This is a genomic window from Vibrio sp. SCSIO 43140, assembly GCF_023716585.1.
Lineage (GTDB): Bacteria > Pseudomonadota > Gammaproteobacteria > Enterobacterales > Vibrionaceae > Vibrio > Vibrio maritimus_B.
This window is the reverse complement of the sequence record NZ_CP071850.1, coordinates 2,368,179-2,385,980: the sequence shown is the minus strand read 5'-3', so window position 1 is coordinate 2,385,980 and position 17,802 is coordinate 2,368,179. Positions and strand designations below refer to the sequence as shown.

At 45.1% G+C, this 17,802-nt stretch carries 27 protein-coding genes and 4 pseudogenes; 13 read left to right on the top strand and 18 right to left on the bottom strand.

The genetic code is table 11. From position 1 onward, the window contains the following. Positions 1-88: 88 nt before the first annotated feature. From dinB (J4N45_RS11495) to J4N45_RS11485, 3 genes and pseudogenes are all read right to left on the bottom strand, one after another. Positions 89-1,111: pseudogene (dinB, locus tag J4N45_RS11495) on the bottom strand (DNA polymerase IV); the annotation flags it as partial. A gap of 151 nt (positions 1,112-1,262) precedes the next feature. After that, positions 1,263-2,324 carry a DNA polymerase IV gene (gene dinB, locus J4N45_RS11490; protein ID WP_252011215.1) on the bottom strand — a complete coding sequence of 354 codons (1,062 nt, stop codon included), beginning with the start codon at positions 2,322-2,324 and terminating at the stop codon, positions 1,263-1,265. A 189-nt stretch (positions 2,325-2,513) separates the two neighbouring features. Beyond that, positions 2,514-2,846, bottom strand: a pseudogene (locus J4N45_RS11485) (IS4 family transposase); the annotation flags it as partial. A 60-nt stretch (positions 2,847-2,906) separates the two neighbouring features. On the opposite strand from J4N45_RS11485, the pseudogene J4N45_RS11480 reads away from it, so the two are divergent. After that, positions 2,907-3,588: pseudogene (locus J4N45_RS11480) on the top strand (IS6 family transposase). A 476-nt stretch (positions 3,589-4,064) separates the two neighbouring features. Here the strand turns inward: J4N45_RS11480 and J4N45_RS11475 are convergent. The 14 genes from J4N45_RS11475 to J4N45_RS11415 form a co-directional block, all read right to left on the bottom strand. Beyond that, the gene (locus tag J4N45_RS11475) at positions 4,065-5,129 is read right to left on the bottom strand and encodes a hypothetical protein (protein WP_252011214.1); all 1,065 of its coding nucleotides are present in this window, start codon (positions 5,127-5,129) and stop codon (positions 4,065-4,067) included. Positions 5,130-5,134: 5 nt separating this feature from the next. Next, positions 5,135-5,401, bottom strand: a complete 267-nt coding sequence (locus J4N45_RS11470) for a hypothetical protein (protein ID WP_252011213.1) — start codon at positions 5,399-5,401, stop codon at positions 5,135-5,137. A gap of 1 nt (position 5,402) precedes the next feature. Next, entirely contained in the window at positions 5,403-5,615 is a 213-nt protein-coding gene (locus J4N45_RS11465; protein ID WP_252011212.1) for a hypothetical protein, read from the bottom strand. Then, positions 5,612-5,944 (bottom strand): hypothetical protein, encoded by a 333-nt coding sequence (locus J4N45_RS11460; RefSeq protein ID WP_252011211.1) that lies wholly within the window; start codon positions 5,942-5,944, stop codon positions 5,612-5,614. Before J4N45_RS11460 ends, J4N45_RS11465 begins: the two co-directional genes overlap by 4 nt. A 62-nt stretch (positions 5,945-6,006) precedes the next feature. Beyond that, the gene (locus J4N45_RS11455) at positions 6,007-6,180 is read right to left on the bottom strand and encodes a hypothetical protein (protein WP_252011210.1); all 174 of its coding nucleotides are present in this window, start codon (positions 6,178-6,180) and stop codon (positions 6,007-6,009) included. Positions 6,181-6,298: 118 nt separating this feature from the next. Next, positions 6,299-8,185: a YadA-like family protein gene (locus tag J4N45_RS11450; protein ID WP_252011209.1), complete on the bottom strand. Its 1,887-nt coding sequence runs from the start codon at positions 8,183-8,185 to the stop codon at positions 6,299-6,301. Between the two features lie 177 nt (positions 8,186-8,362). After that, positions 8,363-8,515 carry a hypothetical protein gene (locus J4N45_RS11445; RefSeq protein ID WP_252011208.1) on the bottom strand — a complete coding sequence of 51 codons (153 nt, stop codon included), beginning with the start codon at positions 8,513-8,515 and terminating at the stop codon, positions 8,363-8,365. Further along, positions 8,512-8,853, bottom strand: coding sequence for a hypothetical protein (locus tag J4N45_RS11440; protein ID WP_252011207.1), 342 nt, complete (start codon positions 8,851-8,853; stop codon positions 8,512-8,514). The genes J4N45_RS11445 and J4N45_RS11440 overlap by 4 nt, the downstream gene beginning before the upstream one ends. Next, the gene (locus tag J4N45_RS27210) at positions 8,850-8,981 is read right to left on the bottom strand and encodes a hypothetical protein (RefSeq protein WP_286036861.1); all 132 of its coding nucleotides are present in this window, start codon (positions 8,979-8,981) and stop codon (positions 8,850-8,852) included. Before J4N45_RS27210 ends, J4N45_RS11440 begins: the two co-directional genes overlap by 4 nt. Before the next feature lie 7 nt (positions 8,982-8,988). Next, on the bottom strand, positions 8,989-9,186 hold the full coding sequence (locus J4N45_RS11435) for an antirestriction protein ArdA (protein ID WP_286036904.1): 198 nt from the start codon (positions 9,184-9,186) through the stop codon (positions 8,989-8,991). Positions 9,187-9,251: 65 nt separating this feature from the next. Next, complete coding sequence (locus tag J4N45_RS11430) at positions 9,252-9,395, bottom strand: hypothetical protein (RefSeq protein WP_252011205.1); 144 nt, start codon at positions 9,393-9,395, stop codon at positions 9,252-9,254. A gap of 275 nt (positions 9,396-9,670) precedes the next feature. Continuing rightward, complete coding sequence (locus J4N45_RS11425) at positions 9,671-9,865, bottom strand: hypothetical protein (RefSeq protein WP_252011204.1); 195 nt, start codon at positions 9,863-9,865, stop codon at positions 9,671-9,673. Positions 9,866-9,995: 130 nt separating this feature from the next. Beyond that, positions 9,996-10,463, bottom strand: a complete 468-nt coding sequence (locus J4N45_RS11420; protein WP_252011506.1) for a hypothetical protein — start codon at positions 10,461-10,463, stop codon at positions 9,996-9,998. Next, positions 10,460-10,684 (bottom strand): hypothetical protein, encoded by a 225-nt coding sequence (locus tag J4N45_RS11415; protein ID WP_252011202.1) that lies wholly within the window; start codon positions 10,682-10,684, stop codon positions 10,460-10,462. Before J4N45_RS11415 ends, J4N45_RS11420 begins: the two co-directional genes overlap by 4 nt. A 441-nt stretch (positions 10,685-11,125) precedes the next feature. On the opposite strand from J4N45_RS11415, the gene J4N45_RS11410 reads away from it, so the two are divergent. From J4N45_RS11410 to J4N45_RS11370, 9 genes are all read left to right on the top strand, one after another. After that, positions 11,126-11,542: a hypothetical protein gene (locus J4N45_RS11410; RefSeq protein ID WP_252011201.1), complete on the top strand. Its 417-nt coding sequence runs from the start codon at positions 11,126-11,128 to the stop codon at positions 11,540-11,542. A 109-nt stretch (positions 11,543-11,651) separates the two neighbouring features. Further along, positions 11,652-11,924: a GIY-YIG nuclease family protein gene (locus tag J4N45_RS11405; RefSeq protein WP_252011505.1), complete on the top strand. Its 273-nt coding sequence runs from the start codon at positions 11,652-11,654 to the stop codon at positions 11,922-11,924. Then, positions 11,921-12,346, top strand: coding sequence for a hypothetical protein (locus J4N45_RS11400; protein WP_252011199.1), 426 nt, complete (start codon positions 11,921-11,923; stop codon positions 12,344-12,346). Before J4N45_RS11405 ends, J4N45_RS11400 begins: the two co-directional genes overlap by 4 nt. Continuing rightward, the gene (locus J4N45_RS11395) at positions 12,343-12,786 is read left to right on the top strand and encodes a hypothetical protein (RefSeq protein ID WP_252011504.1); all 444 of its coding nucleotides are present in this window, start codon (positions 12,343-12,345) and stop codon (positions 12,784-12,786) included. Before J4N45_RS11400 ends, J4N45_RS11395 begins: the two co-directional genes overlap by 4 nt. A gap of 259 nt (positions 12,787-13,045) precedes the next feature. Next, positions 13,046-13,813 (top strand): GIY-YIG nuclease family protein, encoded by a 768-nt coding sequence (locus J4N45_RS11390; RefSeq protein ID WP_252011197.1) that lies wholly within the window; start codon positions 13,046-13,048, stop codon positions 13,811-13,813. Between the two features lie 3 nt (positions 13,814-13,816). Further along, positions 13,817-14,350 carry a hypothetical protein gene (locus tag J4N45_RS11385; protein ID WP_252011196.1) on the top strand — a complete coding sequence of 178 codons (534 nt, stop codon included), beginning with the start codon at positions 13,817-13,819 and terminating at the stop codon, positions 14,348-14,350. 5 nt (positions 14,351-14,355) lie between these two features. Further along, a complete protein-coding gene (locus tag J4N45_RS11380) occupies positions 14,356-14,730 on the top strand; it encodes a hypothetical protein (protein ID WP_252011195.1) in 375 nt (124 codons plus the stop codon). After that, on the top strand, positions 14,730-14,921 hold the full coding sequence (locus tag J4N45_RS11375; protein WP_252011194.1) for a hypothetical protein: 192 nt from the start codon (positions 14,730-14,732) through the stop codon (positions 14,919-14,921). Before J4N45_RS11380 ends, J4N45_RS11375 begins: the two co-directional genes overlap by 1 nt. Further along, the gene (locus tag J4N45_RS11370; protein ID WP_252011193.1) at positions 14,908-15,153 is read left to right on the top strand and encodes a hypothetical protein; all 246 of its coding nucleotides are present in this window, start codon (positions 14,908-14,910) and stop codon (positions 15,151-15,153) included. Before J4N45_RS11375 ends, J4N45_RS11370 begins: the two co-directional genes overlap by 14 nt. Here the strand turns inward: J4N45_RS11370 and J4N45_RS11365 are convergent. Beyond that, a pseudogene (locus tag J4N45_RS11365) lies at positions 15,135-15,816 on the bottom strand (IS6 family transposase). The gene J4N45_RS11370 and the pseudogene J4N45_RS11365 sit on opposite strands and share 19 nt — an antisense overlap. Before the next feature lie 84 nt (positions 15,817-15,900). Here J4N45_RS11365 and J4N45_RS11360 point away from each other — a divergent pair. The 3 genes from J4N45_RS11360 to J4N45_RS11350 all read left to right on the top strand — a co-directional run bounded on the left by J4N45_RS11360 (position 15,901) and on the right by J4N45_RS11350 (position 17,730). After that, the gene (locus J4N45_RS11360) at positions 15,901-16,221 is read left to right on the top strand and encodes a hypothetical protein (RefSeq protein WP_252011192.1); all 321 of its coding nucleotides are present in this window, start codon (positions 15,901-15,903) and stop codon (positions 16,219-16,221) included. A 156-nt stretch (positions 16,222-16,377) separates the two neighbouring features. After that, on the top strand, positions 16,378-16,947 hold the full coding sequence (locus J4N45_RS11355) for a porin family protein (protein WP_252011191.1): 570 nt from the start codon (positions 16,378-16,380) through the stop codon (positions 16,945-16,947). A 9-nt stretch (positions 16,948-16,956) separates the two neighbouring features. Next, a complete protein-coding gene (locus J4N45_RS11350) occupies positions 16,957-17,730 on the top strand; it encodes an acetate kinase (protein ID WP_252011190.1) in 774 nt (257 codons plus the stop codon). The last annotated feature ends 72 nt before the right edge of the window (positions 17,731-17,802 follow it).

Sequence of the window (17,802 nt, the reverse complement as noted above, 5' to 3'; positions counted from 1 at the left end):
CTACTCGGCATATCGAGACAAATTAAACTCGCTCACTATATCGAGCCGTGGGTTGCCACGCAAACAATCGATGGTTAGTCACTGGAATTTACTCAAACATCGTCAATTGGCGTGCATTTTCGAGAGGCTCTAACATGACGCTTAACCCCAAAAGGCGAATTTCACGCCCATTTTGCCGTTCAAGAACTTCACGCAATAGATCTTTAAAGTATTCGAGATCGAGCTGATTATGGACATGCTCAATGGTGGTCAGTTTGAAGTCAGCGAACTTCACTTTGATGCCTTGTTTAATTACGTTACGTTTCGGCTGTGCTCTCTCTAGACGCTGTTTCAGCTCTGGGAAAAGCTTGTTTTCAATCACTTGCCAGCATTCATCGTAGTGGCTGATGTTTTGAGAAAAGGTTCTTTCGACACCTATCGATTTACGCTCTCGCTCTACTACAACCTCGCGCTCGTCTATTCCGTGGCTTTTTTTCCACAGCGAGGCCCCCATACGACCAAACTTCATGATTAACTCTCGATAATCACTGGTACGTACATCGTAGCAGGTAAAAAGCCCAGCGTTATTAAGCTTCTCTAGGCTCACTTTTCCCACACCAGGTATCTTGCCGAGATCAAGACCATCGACAACCTCTTGTACCTTGTCAGGAGGAATAACGCACTGACCATTTGGCTTATTCAAATCCGATGCGATTTTGGCGAGAAACTTAAGCGGTGCTACACCCGCGGAAGCTGTTAGCTGGAGTTCATTCCAAATATCATTGCGAATACTCTGTGCGATACGTGTTGCTGAATTTTGGCAGTGTGGAGACTCGGTGACATCCAAGTAGGCTTCATCAAGGGAAAGCGGTTCAATAAGCGAAGTATAACGAGAGAAGATCTCTCGAATGTGTTTGGAGGTCTCTTTGTAAACCTCCATTCTTCCTGGAACCAACAGCAAGTTCGGACACAGTTTGAGTGCTTGCGCTGTCGGCATCGCAGAGCGAACGCCAAATTTGCGCGCTTCGTAATTGCAGGTGCTGATCACGCCTCGCTGACGTTCACTGCCGCCTACAGCCAGTGGTTTGCCACGATAATGTGGATTGTCACGCATCTCTACGGCTGCGGAGTAAAACTAGCTGGTACAACTTGTAAGTATATGGATAAGGTTCACAATAAACACAATAAAAGCAGAGAGTTAAATCATAGTTTCCACTTACAATTCCCACTTACATAGATATTTTGAAGAACGAAGAGTGAAATCTGATTTCCAGTTTGTGCTTTTACAACTCAAGCGTCATCTGCGTACTAGCTTGCCCCTCTTTGGGCTCTAGCCCAACAGTTAAACCAATTAAGCGAATGCCACGACCCTTCGCTCGTGATAGCGCTTCTTGTAATAACGCTAGAAAAAATGCTTTATCTAGACTAATTTGCTTATGTTCCACAGTAGTTTGCTGAAAATCATCGAACTTCAACTTAACTCCCTGCCTGACTATCCTTTTATCATCACCAATTTTAGCAAAACGTCTTACTAGTTCATCATAAAGCGTTTCAACCGCATCGGCACACTCTTGTTCGGTTTTAATATCTTTGGCAAACGTCCGCTCTACACCTAGGGACTTTCTAACGCGTGTTGGTGTTACTTCTCGCCGATCAATCGCATGACTACGCTCCCAGAGAGAAGTACCGAACTTTCCAAACTGCTTAATCAGCATATGCTGATCATAGTTTTTTACATCAATTCCTTTGTACAAACCAAGCTTGTTAAGTTTCTCTAGTGTCACCTTTCCTACACCAGGAATCTTACCTAAGTCTAAATTATCTACAAATTCTTCAACTTCATTCGGCGGGACAACACAAATGCCATTTGGCTTATTAATATCAGAGGCTACCTTTGCAACAAACTTTATGGGAGCAACACCAGCACTAGCCGTAAGCCCAAGTTCTATTTCGATGGCTCTGCGAATATCCTCGGCTATCAATGTAGCTGACCCTTTGAATAGCTTTGATTCAGTTACATCAAGATAGGCTTCGTCAAGTGATAGTGGTTCAATCATGTCAGTGTAACGAGCAAAAATCTTATGAATTTGCTTGGATACAGCTTTGTACTTTTCCATGTTTCCGCCTATGACCGTCAAGCTTGGGCATAACTTCAGTGCATGAGCGGTCGCCATTGCTGAACGAACACCAAATTTTCGAGCAATGTAATTACAGGTAGAAATAACACCGCGCCGATTTTGAGAACCACCAATCGCTAGAGGTATGTCTCTTAGCTCTGGGTTATCTCGCATTTCAACTGCGGCATAATAACAATCGAGATCTATGTGGATAATTTTTCGGGTCATAGTATGCGGTGCGGTGAAACTGAAAACCTAAGAAGAGAAGATACGTATGTTTATCCGTGTCAGGGACATGTCTGAAAATTATAACCCAACCTGAAGCACTGTACAAACAAACAGTAATATTTATCTAAAACCCGATTCCCGTCTATCTGTCCGAAAATAGAAAAAACGGCCTGTTGAGGCTAATGCCAGTCAGTTAAGCTGACTGGCTTTCTTTTTATTAGGGTATTTCTTTGCTTTAGGTTTTATAGCTCTTGGGTACACTCTGTCTTCATGCTTAATAGGGAGAACATGGTGGGGAGCTTCTTCAAGCAAGTGGGTTATTCGTTTCGGTATCGTCCCAGCAGATTCAAGCCAGAAGCTATGAATTAAGTGGATAATTGCATTTGCACTTGTCGTGAAGCTCAGCTGATTGGGATGTAGCCCCGGAATTTGTTTCGCCATATTAATCATCTGATACCGGATGATATTGTAACTCAGCAGCAGTCCCCATAACTCTTGGCGTATCATTTCGGGCGGTTTTGTCGCAAAGTTTAATTTTATAGGTTCGGGTTTGGCCAATTTCGACTCAATCCCTTAATTATAATGTTTAAAGGCTGCCACTTTCCCTCTGAAGTTATTCTCGAAACCGTTCGCTATTACCTCGCTTACAAACTCAGTTATCGCGAGATTGAAGAAATCCAGAGGGAACGTGGTGTGTGTGGAACATGCAACTATTAATCGTTGGGTTATCAAATTTACACCTGTTTTAGAACATAAAGCGAGATCAAAGAAAAAGCCTGTCTCTACTTCGTGGCGCATGGATGAGACCTACATCAAAGTGAAAGGAGAAGGGCTTTACTACTATCGAGCGGTCGATAAGTTTGGAAACGTCATTGATTATTATCTTCGCTCCAATCGCGATGAAGCTGCTGCCAAGGCCTTTCTGAATAAGGCGATAGCTCAACATAGCCTCCCCGAGAAAGTGGTCATTGATGGGAGTAAAAGCAACTACGCGGCTATCGATGCAATGAATATTCAACTCTGGTTAACGGGTTTCTTTATGTTGTCACTGATTGAGATATTGGATATCAAATATCTCAATCATATCGTGGAGCAAAGTCACCGTTGGGTAAAACAGAAGACGTGCCAAGCCCTTGGGTGGAAGTCATTAAGGGGAGCAACAGCGAGCCTTCACGGCCGAGAGTTGTGGACGATGTTGAAGCGTGGTCAGATAGAGATAGTTGGAGAAACCGCCTACGAACAATTTTATGCACTTGCAGGATGATTGCGTCTAGAGAGTGGCTCTGCCACGTCTTTATCAGAATTTGCGACAGAACCCGTATTGTTCGTGTAGTGGAACCACGTTCGTTTGAGCTTAGTGCTCTGCGACTTGGGATACTAGATTCGCCTCTAGCTCTTCGGTGTATATCATGTTGCTACCTTGTTCTAGTTGTCTTTTCCGCACGGTATAGCAGCTACCAATCTCCGTTGGTTTGGACTGCCATTCTAGCTAGGTAAGCTGAAGAGTGACAACATTTACGGATTACAAGACAAAAATAAGACCACCCAAATTAGATGATCAAAACAACGCCTTTTGGCTTAATGCCATGCTGTCTAGCAGACAACTAACTAAGGTATGTCTTCGTGGGACAAATCAAGTATGTATTGACAATATACGAGATGGATAATGATAAATCAGTACGCCATGATTTTATTCGTTGCAGGTAACAGAACCAAGGCGCGAACTGGGAAAGATTTTGGTTATTTGAACTCCTTAACAAGTGCTTGCTTCAGTTCTGTCATTGCCATCTGGTTGTTGATGATTGACTCTGCTGTGAGTCGTTCTGCATGCTTCAAGAACACAGTGCGGTCGATGTCTTCAACCTTGATGTTGATGTTGCTTACGATTGCAGAACCAAGCACTGGGTTGTAGCCGTTGATGTAACCTGAAATCGTTACTTCTCCAAGGCGCTTACGACCAAACGCATTCGTCAATGAGATATCCATGTGAGTCTTAATTGGTGTGAATCCATCTTTGTCTTCGATCTCGGTAGTGCTGCCGATTGGCTTGATGTTCAAGATAGAATCACCAACGAACGCTACTATCGCATCAGCTGCTTTTGGGAAGGCCACATTAGCAATGGTTTTGTTGCTTTGCCGCTTTTTAGCTGAGTAGTCATTCATCATTTGTTGTGTGCCTTCGTCGAGCTTATCGAAGTAAGTCACGGCTAATTGGTTTTTAATGGCCTGCTGCTCCGCAATGTCTAGGTCGAACTTGCAAGCCAATGCACTGACTTCTTTCTCAACCATAGAATCAACTTTGTCTTGAGCTGCCATTGCGAGCGCTTCGTACTCATATGCACGTTGTTGCCTAATTGAGTCGCGAGTCAGGTCAGGGTTTGCCTTGCGGAACTCGATTTGTTGTTTGGCTTCTTTGGCAAACTTTGCATAAGCAGAAGACTTGCTTGAATACTTGCTGTAATAGTCATAATTCTTTTGAAGCTGTTCGTCAGTGTCATAGCCAAACTGATCAAGTTGGTTGCTCAACTCTTCGTACTTATCGCTAGTGCCAATCAGTACGTCTTTGGCTTCAATAACTCGCTTGATGAACGCCGAGCTATCGAACGTTGTGCGAACTTGTTCAATTAGTTGCCCTGGCGTCTCTGTACTTGCACCATCAACACCACAAAAAGATGTAACACCGCTGTTCACTTCAATGCTTGGGTTAACTGTTTGTTGGTAGTAAGTCTCTCTGATCATGTCTTGGTTCACGACTGCAGTTGTTGCTACTAGGGTGATTGCTGTTGCTGCTACTAATTTTTTCATGGTTGTTACTCTTCGTTATCGATGTGGCGTTCAGCGCGGTCGAAAAATTTGGTTGTTTTGGTTAGTGCAAAAAGCACGAAAGGCGCGATCAAAGCTAAGTTGAAAAGGTAGTAACCCGCTTTAGCCAATCCAGACCAGTCACTAAAGAACTGGTGTTGGTTAATGAACGCCACGGGGTTGATTAAGTCTGCAATGCTGCCAGCAGCGTAAGCCACTGCTAACAACATCACCCAACGAACCACGTTTACTATCTTTTCACCCTTGCTTTCCATCTCAGTATCCTGTTGTGTCTATGTGTTTGCCGATGTTCTTTTGTTCGCGCTTGGTAAGCTTGTTCCAAGCTATCAGCGCTCTTTCGTGTGCCAGATGGCACGTTAACGTCTCGTCTTTCCCCATGCTAATGAACCATTTATAACGTTCGTTCTGGGAGACAAAGCGGTTAACAACCGCTTGCCACTTACTTGGGTTAATTGCCTCAATTTTCACAGAAGAGTTCCTTCTTTTAGAGAGTAGTAGCGCTCTCTACCACCTGTTAATGTAATCTGCAGCTCATCAAGCTCTGGGGAAACGTAGTAAAGGTGTTCACATGCAATTGCTGTTGTCATTTTCTCTGTAATGAAGTTCATCGCATCACTTTTCTCAGCGAAGTGGTACTTGTTAACATCCCGAACCTCATCATCAAGAACGCTCTTCACTTCAACAATCCAAAGCTCTGGCTTCTCAAGCATCTCTATCACATTTAGCAATGCGCGAGCATAGCCTTGGCTATAGTTAGCACGGAGGTCTTGACCTTCCTTTTGATGCTTCTCTGCCATTTCGTTGCGCGCTTCGTAAATCTTCTCTAGCTGTGCGTGACGGTTTGTGTTTAGTACTTTTATTATTTCTTCTCCCCTTTAATTAGTGACCAGATGTAAGAGCCTGCAATAACTGCAACGATTAGTGGCAGATTGGCTCCAAAGTTTTGGATCATGGAAAGGAAGCCATCAACGCTAGTTAGGCCATTAAATAGATCGAGTGAATCGCCAAAGATGTAGTTGTTTAGAAAGTTCATTGCATTGCCTCGCATAGTTAAATCAAAAACGCTGCACCGTAGTGCAGCGGATGAGTTAGACTATACGCATTTATTTGCGTTTTAAACACTTTTTGCAAAATATTTTTGCATTTTATTATTACCACTCGTAACCAACACCAACATATTCAGTTGTTGAGCTAGCCACAGTCTCGTAACCTAGGCCTGCTTTGATGGTTAACTGCTCTGTTACTCGATAGCCAATACCTGCAGCGATTGCAGACTCAGAACCAGAATGACCAAGCGCCACTGTAGTGTTGATGTGACCAACACCATAAGGTTGTACCAAACCAGCGAACGCGCCTGCTTGTGCTTTAACGCCGTTCATCTCGTCGGCCATCTTCTCGAAGTCTTGGCGCAAGCTTGCGATGTCCTGTGAGTTCTTAGCGATTGCCTGCGAGTTGTGGTTGATAGCAGTACGGTTGCTAGACACGTGTTGGCTGTTGCTACGAATAGATGTGATGTTGTCTTCGATGGCATTCCAGTTCTTATCGATTACCGCGATGTTCTCTTCAACTGCATCCCAGTTCTCTCTAGCCATCTTGTTGTTGTCCTTAACACGGCTAGCTAGCTTCTTAACTTCAGATGCACTTCTAGCAGCTTGCACTGATGCACGGTTCTCAAGGTTAGCGATTCGCTGAGCGTTCTGGCGTGTAACAGTCGCTTGGTGAGTAGACTTCTTACCTTGCGCTTTTTGAGTCTTGATAGCTTCACGACCACCAACAACCATCTGGCGCATTACTTCACCTTGGAACTCCACCTGTTCATTTACTAGCTCTATTCCTTGAGCATTTTGATCAACACCGCTAGCCAATGCCATGTCACGTACCAAACCGCCTTGCTGTGTCGCTTGAGCTGCCTGCTGCGCTTGGCGAATAGCAGTGCCTTGGTGTGTCACTTTCTTGCTTTGGCGTTCTACTCGCTTGATGTTGCGGTACGTAGCTTCTGCAGTCGCGTCTTGGGCATGGGCATTGTCTTCGATAGCCTGCTGATTAGTTTGCGCCAAGAACTTAGCGTCTTCAGCTGCTGCATGTGCGATACCCGCTTCAGACAGAGCTGTGTTGGCGGTCATGTGCGCCTCTTCTACCAGTTGGCTTTGCTCGCCTGCGCGTTCTTGCATGCCTGCAATGCGCTTGGCTTGCTTTGCGTTCTGGTTTGCTACCTTGGCGATCACATCTGCGTTACCTTCACTCTGTGCTTGCACATCGTTGATTAACTGAAGCTGACTAGCCGCCGTTTGCTGAGTGTCTGCAATAGCTTCAGCATTGGCGATAATCGCTTGGTCTTGGCTAGCGGTTACACCCGCTTGGTGATCAACTTTCTTAGCTGCTTTAGCTTGCTGCTTCTCGATCATTCGAGTGGTACTAGCTACTGCATCAACATCACCACGAACTGTTTGAATCTCGGTGCGAACGCGACCAATTTCTTGGCTGTTGCCATCAGCTTTGTTTTGCGCCTCTGTGATGCGGCTCTGGGTACGACCGTTCGCTTGTTGCATGTTGTTTAGAACTGCAGTGTGCTGCGATAGAACCTGCTCAGTGGTAGTAACGCGAGCGCCAACAGCTGTAAGGTCACTGCCTTGCTGTGCGATGGCTTCTTTGTTTGCCTGTGCGCTACCACGAACATCTGACAAAGCTTCATTGATTGATGGAAGCGTTTGACGCTGGAAGCGCTCGTTCACTGCTTCGTGGTTCAATACCATCTCTTGGATAACATCATCTGGAAGAGAAGCTGTACGGTGACCGTGGGTATTCATTTGACCGGCATTCTGGTTCGCTACGATGTTGTAAACTGGACCTGAAGTTTGGTGCTCACGAATATCGCGGATTTCTTTCTGAACGTGACGGTCAAGAACAACCGCTTTAGACTCTTGTGGCGCTGGCTCGCCAAGTGGACGAATTTGACCGAAGTGGCTAGAGATGTCTGACGCCATTGCTGAAGCTGCAAAAGTTGAAGCGATTGCGGTTGCTAGAATTACTTTTTTCATTTGGTTAGTCTCGTTTGGTTAAATTTAAATTGTTGCGCCAGCTTCCACTGCCGATGTTTGTTGTTAGCCTTCACACTCTGAAACGTGAAGGTCGCAATAGTTGTCTTCTGCTTTGGTGTCCACTTGGGCTACCCAATCCATTAGTTGTTCAATTGTCGCGTCTGTGTCTGATTTTAGCTAACCGTGCTCCCCCTGAAGTTGGTCCAACTTGTGCACCAGAATCAATGTGGATTCTTTCAAAGCGCTAACTTCTCTGTGTAGCTGTGCTGTTTGGTAACCACTGAACGCGATTAGTACTAATGCCACTAGGCCGAAAATAATCTGTTTCATTTGGTAACCTGACTAATAATTCCCAAAACCTGCGTAAAATCTTCAAGCGGTACGTAAAGGCGCTTGCGAAATGTTGACTGACTATCTAGCTCAGCTCGTACGGCGAGCTTTTCAATTTCCTGCTGGAAGCGCATAAACTTTCCACTCAAGAACAGATGAACCGTTCCATCTTGGCGATGACCAATCCAAACGCTGTCACGGCATTTGGTTCCACCTTCTGACCATTCAGGGATAGCGCGCCAATATCTTTTTTCTGGCTGAACGTCCACCTTGACGCCGTGAGTCATGCGTACCAACGACTGTAGTACGCCATCTGCTGCTTCGTTACTCATGCTCATTGTGATACCTCTACCTTTTGCCAAATGCCATCTGTGTATGGTGCTTTCCAGTGACTATCTTGGGGAGCCAATCCCCACTCTAGGTAAACTAGCGCGACAATCAGTAATACAATTCTTAAACCTGTCATAAGTACCTCAACAGTTGCTAAACACGTGTCCGTCATGCTCTGTGAAATCGCCGCAGAACAGGTCACTGGCATATTGCTCATAATCAAAGTAACGCACCACTTCGCTTGGTACATCGTCAAGCAAACCAGAGTCTTCAACATACTGCATTGCGAAAGCTTCTTCGTTTTCGTACTGACCTCGGTAAGCATCGCTGGCGCTCTCGATACTGATTCCGCAAGAACAGCCGCCTGAACTACATCAAAATCAACGTTGGCGTTTTAAACAGCTTCCTACTTCGACCAATCAAAGCTGAAGATTGTTGAACAGAAGTCTGCTTTTTCGCCGCTGGTATCCACCAATTCCCAATCGTGAGCGAGAATAAAATCAATCTCTTCCTCGTCCAGGTCAACGTAGTCTTCTAGGAACTCGTGCATGTCGCTTCCGTAAAACCTCCAGCAAAGCGCCTCTTCCGTTGTTGTGATGTTTCATTCTTTCTGAGCGAACTTTGTTACGATTTCAAAAGCGTTCATAACTTCAGTCCTAACCTCTATCGTTGTCCCCCTGTGCAGCGGATGAGCTGAACTATAAGTTGATTGATTTCGTTGTAGTTTTTCTTTTCTTCAGTAAAAAGACAAATATTTTGTCATTTACTTGGTTTGTAGCAATAAAAAAAGACCGCTAGCTTGCGGCCTTTCCTGGGCTCAATCAGCTAGTCAGCTTGAATATTAAGAGTGTTGATCACATCAAGGTTTTGAACCTGCTTGTAACCGAGCACCATAGCGATAAAAGCTTTTGGGTTGTTCGCGTGTTTGTCGCGCAGGTTCTGGGTTGTTACTTGGTAAAAACCTGCAACCTCATTTAGCGAGGCGCAACCAAGTGTCTTGGCTAGTGTTGCTGTCTTCATTGTCCGATCCTATAAGTGCGCTTTAGGTTTTCTGGTAAGTTGGCTTCCATAAGCTTAACTCTGTTAGCTCGTTCCCTTCCTTTATCAGCCCACGGTGGTGAATGGGGAGATGCGCCGTAAGCTGGACTGATTAATCAATGTCTTTGTTTGGGTGCTTCTCTTGGCACATTTTCACGCGATACAACAACTCTTCATCAGTTAGCATCGTGGTAAGTGTTAAACCAGCCAACTGCGTGAGCAGAACCCAATTGCTTTTATTGATCTGCTTCTCCGGGTTGCTGTCGTTCATCCAGATATTCAGCGTTCTATTGTTCTTTGTTTGTAGGCCAAGCGCGTAACAAATATCTGACTTGCTAAAACCGCGATCGGTTATCGAAGCAACAACCCGGCGCACCATTTCTTTATCTGGTAGTTCAAAATCAACGTGCGAAGGAGGCAAGAAGCAAGGCAGGTTTAAATTGAAACCGTGCCGAACATAAGCAATATGACCACGATGAACACGAAACCGCGTGTTTAAATCAATTAGCCTAGCCGTTGTTTCTGACATGCGCTCTTCGAACTCTTCAAGCGAAACCATCTCGCCAGATGTCTTTTTCATATGTCTATTTCCAGTAGTTCCTCAATTGAAGAAACCGCATCAAAATCCCCCCGCCACGTGGCGTAATCCAAAAAGGAAGCTAGCGCCAGTTTATCCTTTCCGGTGATTTCCAACTTCAAACACTTACTTTCCATCAGTTCTTGGGTGAATACCTTATCTACAAGATTGAAATAGATGTCAGCGTTCTCAGTTGTTTCTTTAAGTCTGTTGTGCAGTTTCATTTAAGTGACCTTTATAGCCCGACTTAGCAGTGATTGCGAGTTTTCTTGGTGAGCCTCAAATTTACTACCGGGAACTAACCAAATAAACAGGTTATGTCACTATTGGTGACATATTTGATAGTTTTACGTCATTTATAATGACGAAAAATACTTGTAATAGAGTAATTACTCAGTTAAGTTCGTCCTCATTGTAAGCAATGGCGCTTACTTTGGAAGTGCATAATTCTGCACACTTTGATTTCAATTAGGTATTCATGAGCGCTATGGAAGAGGGGCGGGATTTTAAAATGCTCCTGTTAAATGCCAGGCACGGACGGGGAAATGTTCTTATTGACAGTCAGTTAGTGACAGCAAAGAAGCTTCTTAAGGAAGGTGCAAATCCAAAGGCGCTAACAATTGTTTTTGGCTGTACCTACAAGGAACTAAAGACAGCATAGAACCATGGACAACAATGACGAACTACAAACTCAATTGCAGAACGCTGACTTCATGATGAAGTTGTTTGATAGTGCCGAAGTAACACCAGAGCACCTAGGTCGCGTGAAAACCGTAATAACCAACTCAGTTGACGGCTACCAGCAGCAAAAGCGCAATGACAAGATGAATGCAATTCTTGAGCAGATGCGTGACTACAACATCACTGAAGATGAGTTGTTTAGTTTCATGACCAAGCCACGCAAGCGCACTTACGCCAAACGTTCAGCTTCTTATGTGTTCGCCGTTGTTGATGGTCACGAAGTAAAGAACCAAGGCGCATTACCAAAAGCTGTTCGTGCATTGGGATTCAATTCTAAAGATGACGTCCCAGAACTTTACTGGACCAAAGAGCGCTTCGACAAGGTGAAGGAAGATGATTGATCTGCTTTGGTCAATTGGTCGCAGCATCATTTATTTGCTGCTTGGACGTTTATTTACTGGAGTAGCAATTGGGTTTGTTGCTGCCGTTGGCTAGAACTAAGAAACCGTTATGCGTGGTGAAGTTGTTTATCTAATGGCGAACGAATTTGGGATGGTAAAGATTGGTGTTTCGGTGCATCCAGAAAAGCGCGTCAGACAGTTAACCAATGCTTCAGGGAAAGTGTTTCGCTTTCCCCATGTTGGTTCTACTGCGCGTCAGGTGGAACAAGATATGCACTATCTACTGGGCGGAATGCGCACCTGTGGTGAGTGGTTCCACTGTGATGCTAACTTTGCCTTGAATGTTTATGAAGAGCACTTATTAGGAGTAACACCCGAATGAAAAAAGTAATTGCACTTGCGCTAGCTACTAGCGCGCTGGTTGGGTGCTCAACCTTGCCAGCTAATGACCAGTATCAACCGCAGGAGATGACATCAACTATCGCAGCTCGACACGCTCAGAACGTTCGTGACCGCGAGTTGGGTAATGAGGTAGCAGCTATCACCATGATCCGCTTTGATACTGAATTTGATGGCTGGAAGTACCAAGAGCAAGCTTACTTTCTCATTGGTAAGAACAAGAAGGCTATCAATGGCTGGCAAGAGTGGGCAGATGACACAGCAGCTAGTCAGTGCGAGAACCTGACACGCGAGTTCGCGCGCCAGTTCACGAACGTTCATCAAGTTGAGTCTGTTGTTACTGCTTATATCGAAGGAGTGGATAGACCTGTCTTTGGCTCATCACAATGCAAGTTACACCGATGAAAAAATTTTTCCTATCAATTAGTGCAATTAATCTAAGTGGTTCAGCTTTGGCGCATACGCAGTCACCTCCGAACCCGCAGGTAACCACGTTCAATGAAGTGGCTAGCGGTCGAATCAAGATACACAACGGTCGCCAGTTTGACGGCTTATTCACAATCGATATTGATGAAAAGGTTTTAGGTGCAGTGTTCTTCACCAACGCTATTAATGACAGTAGCGTACTAGCACTGCAGCGTAACGCCACAAAAGACAACTATGTTAAGTTCAAAATCTCGTCAAGCGCAACTAACCACCCAACAATTCAGAGCAGCAGCATGACCACGAATGGCGGTCTTTCAGACCAAGTTACCGATGATAACAACACAAAAGCTTACTTTGGCAAAGTCGGAGGTGACGCTGGTGCTATTGTTTCATCATCAGCCCGGCCGATATCAACATAACAAACCCAGATAAAGTTTACCAAATGGCTCTGTTTACCACGCTGACACAGCCAACGCATGCAGGCGACCACGGTGTTGATCTTACAGTAATGGCAACTTGCGATGCTGGCGCATAACTAATAAGGAAATTCAATGTTTATGCTAACTCTGATTAGCACTCTCGTTCTACAAACCTAGTCCAGATTGTAGCAGCGGTCTGGACTAACCCAACGATTAACACCCCTTTCTAACACCTTTTTTGTTAATCAAAGAGAAAACCATGAGCAGAGAACTTATCCGTTGCTCGATGTGTGGCAGATACAGCCACTTACCAGAAGCCGCAGAGAACGAACCGCCAAGCCTTGCAAAGGTATGCGCCAATTGCAGAACGGTTGATTTAGTAAGGCGAGCCAACTTTAAACCAAGCAAAACTCTGGAACAGCTGGCTAAGCGACCGAAGAGAAAGCGGAAGCCGATAACTACTCCACCACAAAAACAGAAGTACTCAGAAAAGTCGGAGAATAAAGTGAACATCCAAGAAATGAGCGACAGTCAAATCACCGATACGTTCGCAGCAACTTTGCAGCGACCGAACCGCCAGAACGCAGCATTCAACAAGCGCCAGATTTATTTGATCATCAACAAAGAGCTTGGGCTAGCGAAGGTTGGAATCAGCAATCGTCCTGACCTTCGCCTTGATCAACTTTGTCAGACAACGCCGTTCCCGTTGAACATGGTATGGAGTGTGCCACTGAACAACCGTGTTAATACCGAGATTATTGAGAACATCATTCACAACGAACTGAAGAAGTACCGCGTGTTCTTTACGGTCAGTGACAACAAGACAAGCTTCAGCAGAGAAGTACTGGCAGCTCACGAACGCATCTTAAAATCGAAGCACCTTATTGGTAACTACCTTGATCGCTCTGGATGCACGATCCGCTTTGGTGGGTACACCGAGTGGTTTGCTATCGAAGCTATTAACGGTAAGCACAGCAATTTCCTGAACGGAGTCATCAAGTCGAACGATCTTCTAACCGAGTACTAAGCAATGAAACGAGCAGCAATTTTAATTTCACTACTGGCAGCTGGCGCGGCTCAAGCCGATAACCGCGCTTCTTTTGGCGTTGAGCTTTCCCCTAGCGACTTCTGGGGATTGAACTACAGCTATTACCGTCCAGATAACTTTGGACTCGGTTTAGCTCTTGGTAATAACACGGAAGCTGCGCCTGATGTGTGGGACACGTATCCTTCTTCATACTTCTGGCACTACGCAAAGCCAGAGAACGACATCACGCAAGGATCATACTATTCGGTTGGTAGTAACTACACGTGGGAAGTAGACCAGAACATCCGTGTTGCTCTGGACTTTGGCGGAACTCTATTTCAAAAGAGACTCTATCGCGGAATGCACACGCCCACTGGCATCTGGGGGCATGAAGGTGATTACTGGAAGGAGCCAGAAAGAACGAGCGAGTATGGCGTATATATTGGCACCACATACATGTACAAGTATTTAAGTGTTGGTACTAAGTATGACTCAGCACTTGGCGCTGTGTTTGGTTCTGTTGGGTTTAACTGGTGATTGGTATGTTCAGATTCTTCAGAAAGTTTCGCCTAATCAACGGCGCTACAAATGCCCTTCTTCAACTTGGGATAGACGCTTCAGAACGTAAGCAGATCATGGAAGCCGCAAGAGCAAGTAGCGCTATCGACGATATGGTTGATTTGCCTTTCCCGATGAATAACAGCCTTCGCTCGGTAGCTATCGCAGCCAAGGGAACCATGATCATGTTCGTCATAACTGAAGATGAGTACTTGGCGAATCTCTTTGGTGTGCTGCTTGAAGCAATGATGGCGCAAATAGAACTTGAGGCAGATTCTAGCTTAGCATCCAGCATCATTGATGCGTTCGTAGCTGACGCTTGGCCTGTGGGTGAAGAGCTTAAGGAGATGGCAGCCTAATGATCGAATATAGAGAATGCACCAAGTGCGCCAAGCTGCGTCATAAGTCTGAGTTTGAGTTTTGGGAGTGGCGTGGAAGCCGCCCCAAGTGCCTGCACTGCAAGCTGGAATCTGGCACGGTTCGCAAGCTCTCAGCTCAGCACATTCGAATAGCCAACCGATTAATGAAGGTGAAAAATGCGCAAAACTAAAGGTGACTTAGCACCAACTCAAGAGCAAATTGATAAGAACATTGAGCGCTTCAGCAATCACAAGGTGAATAAAGCTACTCTGTACAAGTTTCTCAAACTACAGAAGGTTCTGGAGAAGGCAGAAAATCACAACCCAGTGATCATCATGAAGAAGATTTACGGTTCTGTCGCAAATTCTGATAAAGACGTGGCAGAGCCACTCTCTAGACGCAATCATCCTGCAAGTGCATAAAATTGTTCGTAGGCGGTTTCTCCAACTATCTCTATCTGACCACGCTTCAACATCGTCCACAACTCTCGGCCGTGAAGGCTCGCTGTTGCTCCCCTTAATGACTTCCACCCAAGGGCTTGGCACGTCTTCTGTTTTACCCAACGGTGACTTTGCTCCACGATATGATTGAGATATTTGATATCCAATATCTCAATCAGTGACAACATAAAGAAACCCGTTAACCAGAGTTGAATATTCATTGCATCGATAGCCGCGTAGTTGCTTTTACTCCCATCAATGACCACTTTCTCGGGGAGGCTATGTTGAGCTATCGCCTTATTCAGAAAGGCCTTGGCAGCAGCTTCATCGCGATTGGAGCGAAGATAATAATCAATGACGTTTCCAAACTTATCGACCGCTCGATAGTAGTAAAGCCCTTCTCCTTTCACTTTGATGTAGGTCTCATCCATGCGCCACGAAGTAGAGACAGGCTTTTTCTTTGATCTCGCTTTATGTTCTAAAACAGGTGTAAATTTGATAACCCAACGATTAATAGTTGCATGTTCCACACACACCACGTTCCCTCTGGATTTCTTCAATCTCGCGATAACTGAGTTTGTAAGCGAGGTAATAGCGAACGGTTTCGAGAATAACTTCAGAGGGAAAGTGGCAGCCTTTAAACATTATAATTCAGGTATTGAGTCGAAATTGGCCAAATCCTAACCTATAAAATTAAACTTTGCGACAAAACCCCAAGAGGCTACCCAAATGGCAATGACAGGAACAGAACGCGCAAACAAATCTCGCAGAACTAGACGAGCAAAGCAGTACTTGGCCTACAGCTTCAAAGAGAAAGAGATTCCAGCACGCGTCGATCCATATATCTACATCCAATCATTCGAGCACTTTCTTTCAGATGAGCACAACATCAAGAAGCAAGAGATGTCAGAAGAATGGCGCAAAGCGTTCCTTGCTCGCGTTCGTGCTATGTGTATGAACCGCACCAACTACGTGAAGCTCATAACTTTGTTGATGAGCAACTTAAGCAATAATCTATATCCAATTGATTTATACGGTGTTACGTTTTGAAACATCTTAACGCCGTGATCCAGCCCCAAAACTTCCCCTTCCTTACAGACTAAACCGTATTGCCAACGCTAATATCCCGCACAGAAAAGTGAACCAAGAATCACAACAATAACAGTGACATACGTCTTATAAACAAGAAAAAGCAGTGGTATTAGAATGAAGAAATTAGCAGTGGCAGCAATATTAGCTGCAGGTATTTCAGCACCAACTTTGGCGCAGGATGGTAAAGGTTTTCGAGCAGAGATTGGTTTCAGCTCAAACTGGTATGACGAATTTGGTTATGAATCGGATAGTGAATCTGGTTTTGTTCTTCGTGGTGGGTACGATTTTAACAAGATCGTCGGCGTATCGTTGAGCTATGAGAAAGTTGGCCCTTGGAGTGAGAACTATGGTTCGTCTACTTCAGAGATTGAGGTTAGTCGTTTTGGTGCGCAGGTTGAAGTTGGTTATGACTTCCAGAACGCCGGGTTTGCAATCAAGCCATATATTGGCTTTGGACTTGCGAACACCAAAGCTGAAGGTACGTTTACTGATGTCTACTGCGTCAACTGGAACTGCTACAGAAGTGAATATACAGCAAAGAACAGCGAGACAAGCGCAACTGGTGCATTTGGCGTTCGCATGACGTTCAATGAGATCATGACGTTTGGCTACGAAGCAAAGGCGCAAGAGTTCTCAGATGTTGATTTATACACTCACCAACTACTAGTTGGCCTTAAGTTCTAGGGGGAAGTAATGACTAAGTTTAAAAAGACCTCACTTGCAGTTGTCATTCTGGCGACTGTTTCAATGACTGGCTGTCAAACTACCCAATCATCACGCAATAGCTTAGATAGCTCTGTTGTTGATGTTAGCGACCGTGTTGTTTCTATGAAGCGCGGCGTTCTTCTGATGGCTGACCATGTTCAGGTTACGAACAAGCAACTTGAAGACCAACAAAAGAGCCTAGCGGGTGGTGTTATGGGTGCTGGCGCTGCTACAGCCGCTTATGGTGGTCTTAGTGGTAATCGTAACGCTGCGGCAATTGGTGGTGCTGTAGCTCTGGTTGGTCTAGTTGGAATGGCTGCACAGTCAATGTCAGACAGCAAGAAAATTGACGCTATTCGCTACACCGTTGAGTACCAAAACGGCGGTATGATCGAAGCATTCCAAATCGATGACAACCCGATCATGGTTGGCTCTCCAGTGTTCGTGCGCCAGTTCCGTTCTGGCAAACTCAACATCAGTCTAGACACGACAGCTGGCGTTCAGTTCCAGCGCGCACAGAAGACTAACTATGCAGGTGATGCCGAGAAGCAGGCCAAGGCCGATGCTGAAGCAGCTCGAATCGCAGCTGAAAAAGAAGAAGATCGCCAGTTCGCGCGTGAACATGCTCGCCGCAGAATCGAAGCAAATACTTCAACTCAAGAAACCATTGCAGACAAAGTTGGTGACACAATCGATGCTAGAAACGAAGCAGTTCGCGGTAGCAATGAGCGCACAATTAACATCAATGCGACTGGTCTGTAGACAAAGCACCACAATGTAATACATAGATGGCTGTCAATGTGCAGCCATGGTTTTATCGCTCACCAGAAAACA

What these genes read in the sequence shown, in the direction of transcription:
- dinB (WP_252011215.1), bottom strand. Translation starts at nt 2,324, where the DNA reads ATGACCCGAAAAATTATCCACATAGATCTCGATTGTTATTATGCCGCA.
- J4N45_RS11475 (WP_252011214.1), bottom strand. Translation starts at nt 5,129, where the DNA reads ATGAAAAAATTAGTAGCAGCAACAGCAATCACCCTAGTAGCAACAACT.
- J4N45_RS11470 (WP_252011213.1), bottom strand. Translation starts at nt 5,401, where the DNA reads ATGGAAAGCAAGGGTGAAAAGATAGTAAACGTGGTTCGTTGGGTGATG.
- J4N45_RS11460 (WP_252011211.1), bottom strand. Translation starts at nt 5,944, where the DNA reads ATGGCAGAGAAGCATCAAAAGGAAGGTCAAGACCTCCGTGCTAACTAT.
- J4N45_RS11455 (WP_252011210.1), bottom strand. Translation starts at nt 6,180, where the DNA reads ATGAACTTTCTAAACAACTACATCTTTGGCGATTCACTCGATCTATTT.
- J4N45_RS11450 (WP_252011209.1), bottom strand. Translation starts at nt 8,185, where the DNA reads ATGAAAAAAGTAATTCTAGCAACCGCAATCGCTTCAACTTTTGCAGCT.
- J4N45_RS11445 (WP_252011208.1), bottom strand. Translation starts at nt 8,515, where the DNA reads ATGAAACAGATTATTTTCGGCCTAGTGGCATTAGTACTAATCGCGTTC.
- J4N45_RS11440 (WP_252011207.1), bottom strand. Translation starts at nt 8,853, where the DNA reads ATGAGCATGAGTAACGAAGCAGCAGATGGCGTACTACAGTCGTTGGTA.
- J4N45_RS27210 (WP_286036861.1), bottom strand. Translation starts at nt 8,981, where the DNA reads ATGACAGGTTTAAGAATTGTATTACTGATTGTCGCGCTAGTTTACCTA.
- J4N45_RS11430 (WP_252011205.1), bottom strand. Translation starts at nt 9,395, where the DNA reads ATGCACGAGTTCCTAGAAGACTACGTTGACCTGGACGAGGAAGAGATT.
- J4N45_RS11425 (WP_252011204.1), bottom strand. Translation starts at nt 9,865, where the DNA reads ATGAAGACAGCAACACTAGCCAAGACACTTGGTTGCGCCTCGCTAAAT.
- J4N45_RS11420 (WP_252011506.1), bottom strand. Translation starts at nt 10,463, where the DNA reads ATGAAAAAGACATCTGGCGAGATGGTTTCGCTTGAAGAGTTCGAAGAG.
- J4N45_RS11415 (WP_252011202.1), bottom strand. Translation starts at nt 10,684, where the DNA reads ATGAAACTGCACAACAGACTTAAAGAAACAACTGAGAACGCTGACATC.
- J4N45_RS11410 (WP_252011201.1), top strand. Translation starts at nt 11,126, where the DNA reads ATGGACAACAATGACGAACTACAAACTCAATTGCAGAACGCTGACTTC.
- J4N45_RS11405 (WP_252011505.1), top strand. Translation starts at nt 11,652, where the DNA reads ATGCGTGGTGAAGTTGTTTATCTAATGGCGAACGAATTTGGGATGGTA.
- J4N45_RS11400 (WP_252011199.1), top strand. Translation starts at nt 11,921, where the DNA reads ATGAAAAAAGTAATTGCACTTGCGCTAGCTACTAGCGCGCTGGTTGGG.
- J4N45_RS11395 (WP_252011504.1), top strand. Translation starts at nt 12,343, where the DNA reads ATGAAAAAATTTTTCCTATCAATTAGTGCAATTAATCTAAGTGGTTCA.
- J4N45_RS11390 (WP_252011197.1), top strand. Translation starts at nt 13,046, where the DNA reads ATGAGCAGAGAACTTATCCGTTGCTCGATGTGTGGCAGATACAGCCAC.
- J4N45_RS11385 (WP_252011196.1), top strand. Translation starts at nt 13,817, where the DNA reads ATGAAACGAGCAGCAATTTTAATTTCACTACTGGCAGCTGGCGCGGCT.
- J4N45_RS11380 (WP_252011195.1), top strand. Translation starts at nt 14,356, where the DNA reads ATGTTCAGATTCTTCAGAAAGTTTCGCCTAATCAACGGCGCTACAAAT.
- J4N45_RS11375 (WP_252011194.1), top strand. Translation starts at nt 14,730, where the DNA reads ATGATCGAATATAGAGAATGCACCAAGTGCGCCAAGCTGCGTCATAAG.
- J4N45_RS11370 (WP_252011193.1), top strand. Translation starts at nt 14,908, where the DNA reads ATGCGCAAAACTAAAGGTGACTTAGCACCAACTCAAGAGCAAATTGAT.
- J4N45_RS11360 (WP_252011192.1), top strand. Translation starts at nt 15,901, where the DNA reads ATGGCAATGACAGGAACAGAACGCGCAAACAAATCTCGCAGAACTAGA.
- J4N45_RS11355 (WP_252011191.1), top strand. Translation starts at nt 16,378, where the DNA reads ATGAAGAAATTAGCAGTGGCAGCAATATTAGCTGCAGGTATTTCAGCA.
- J4N45_RS11350 (WP_252011190.1), top strand. Translation starts at nt 16,957, where the DNA reads ATGACTAAGTTTAAAAAGACCTCACTTGCAGTTGTCATTCTGGCGACT.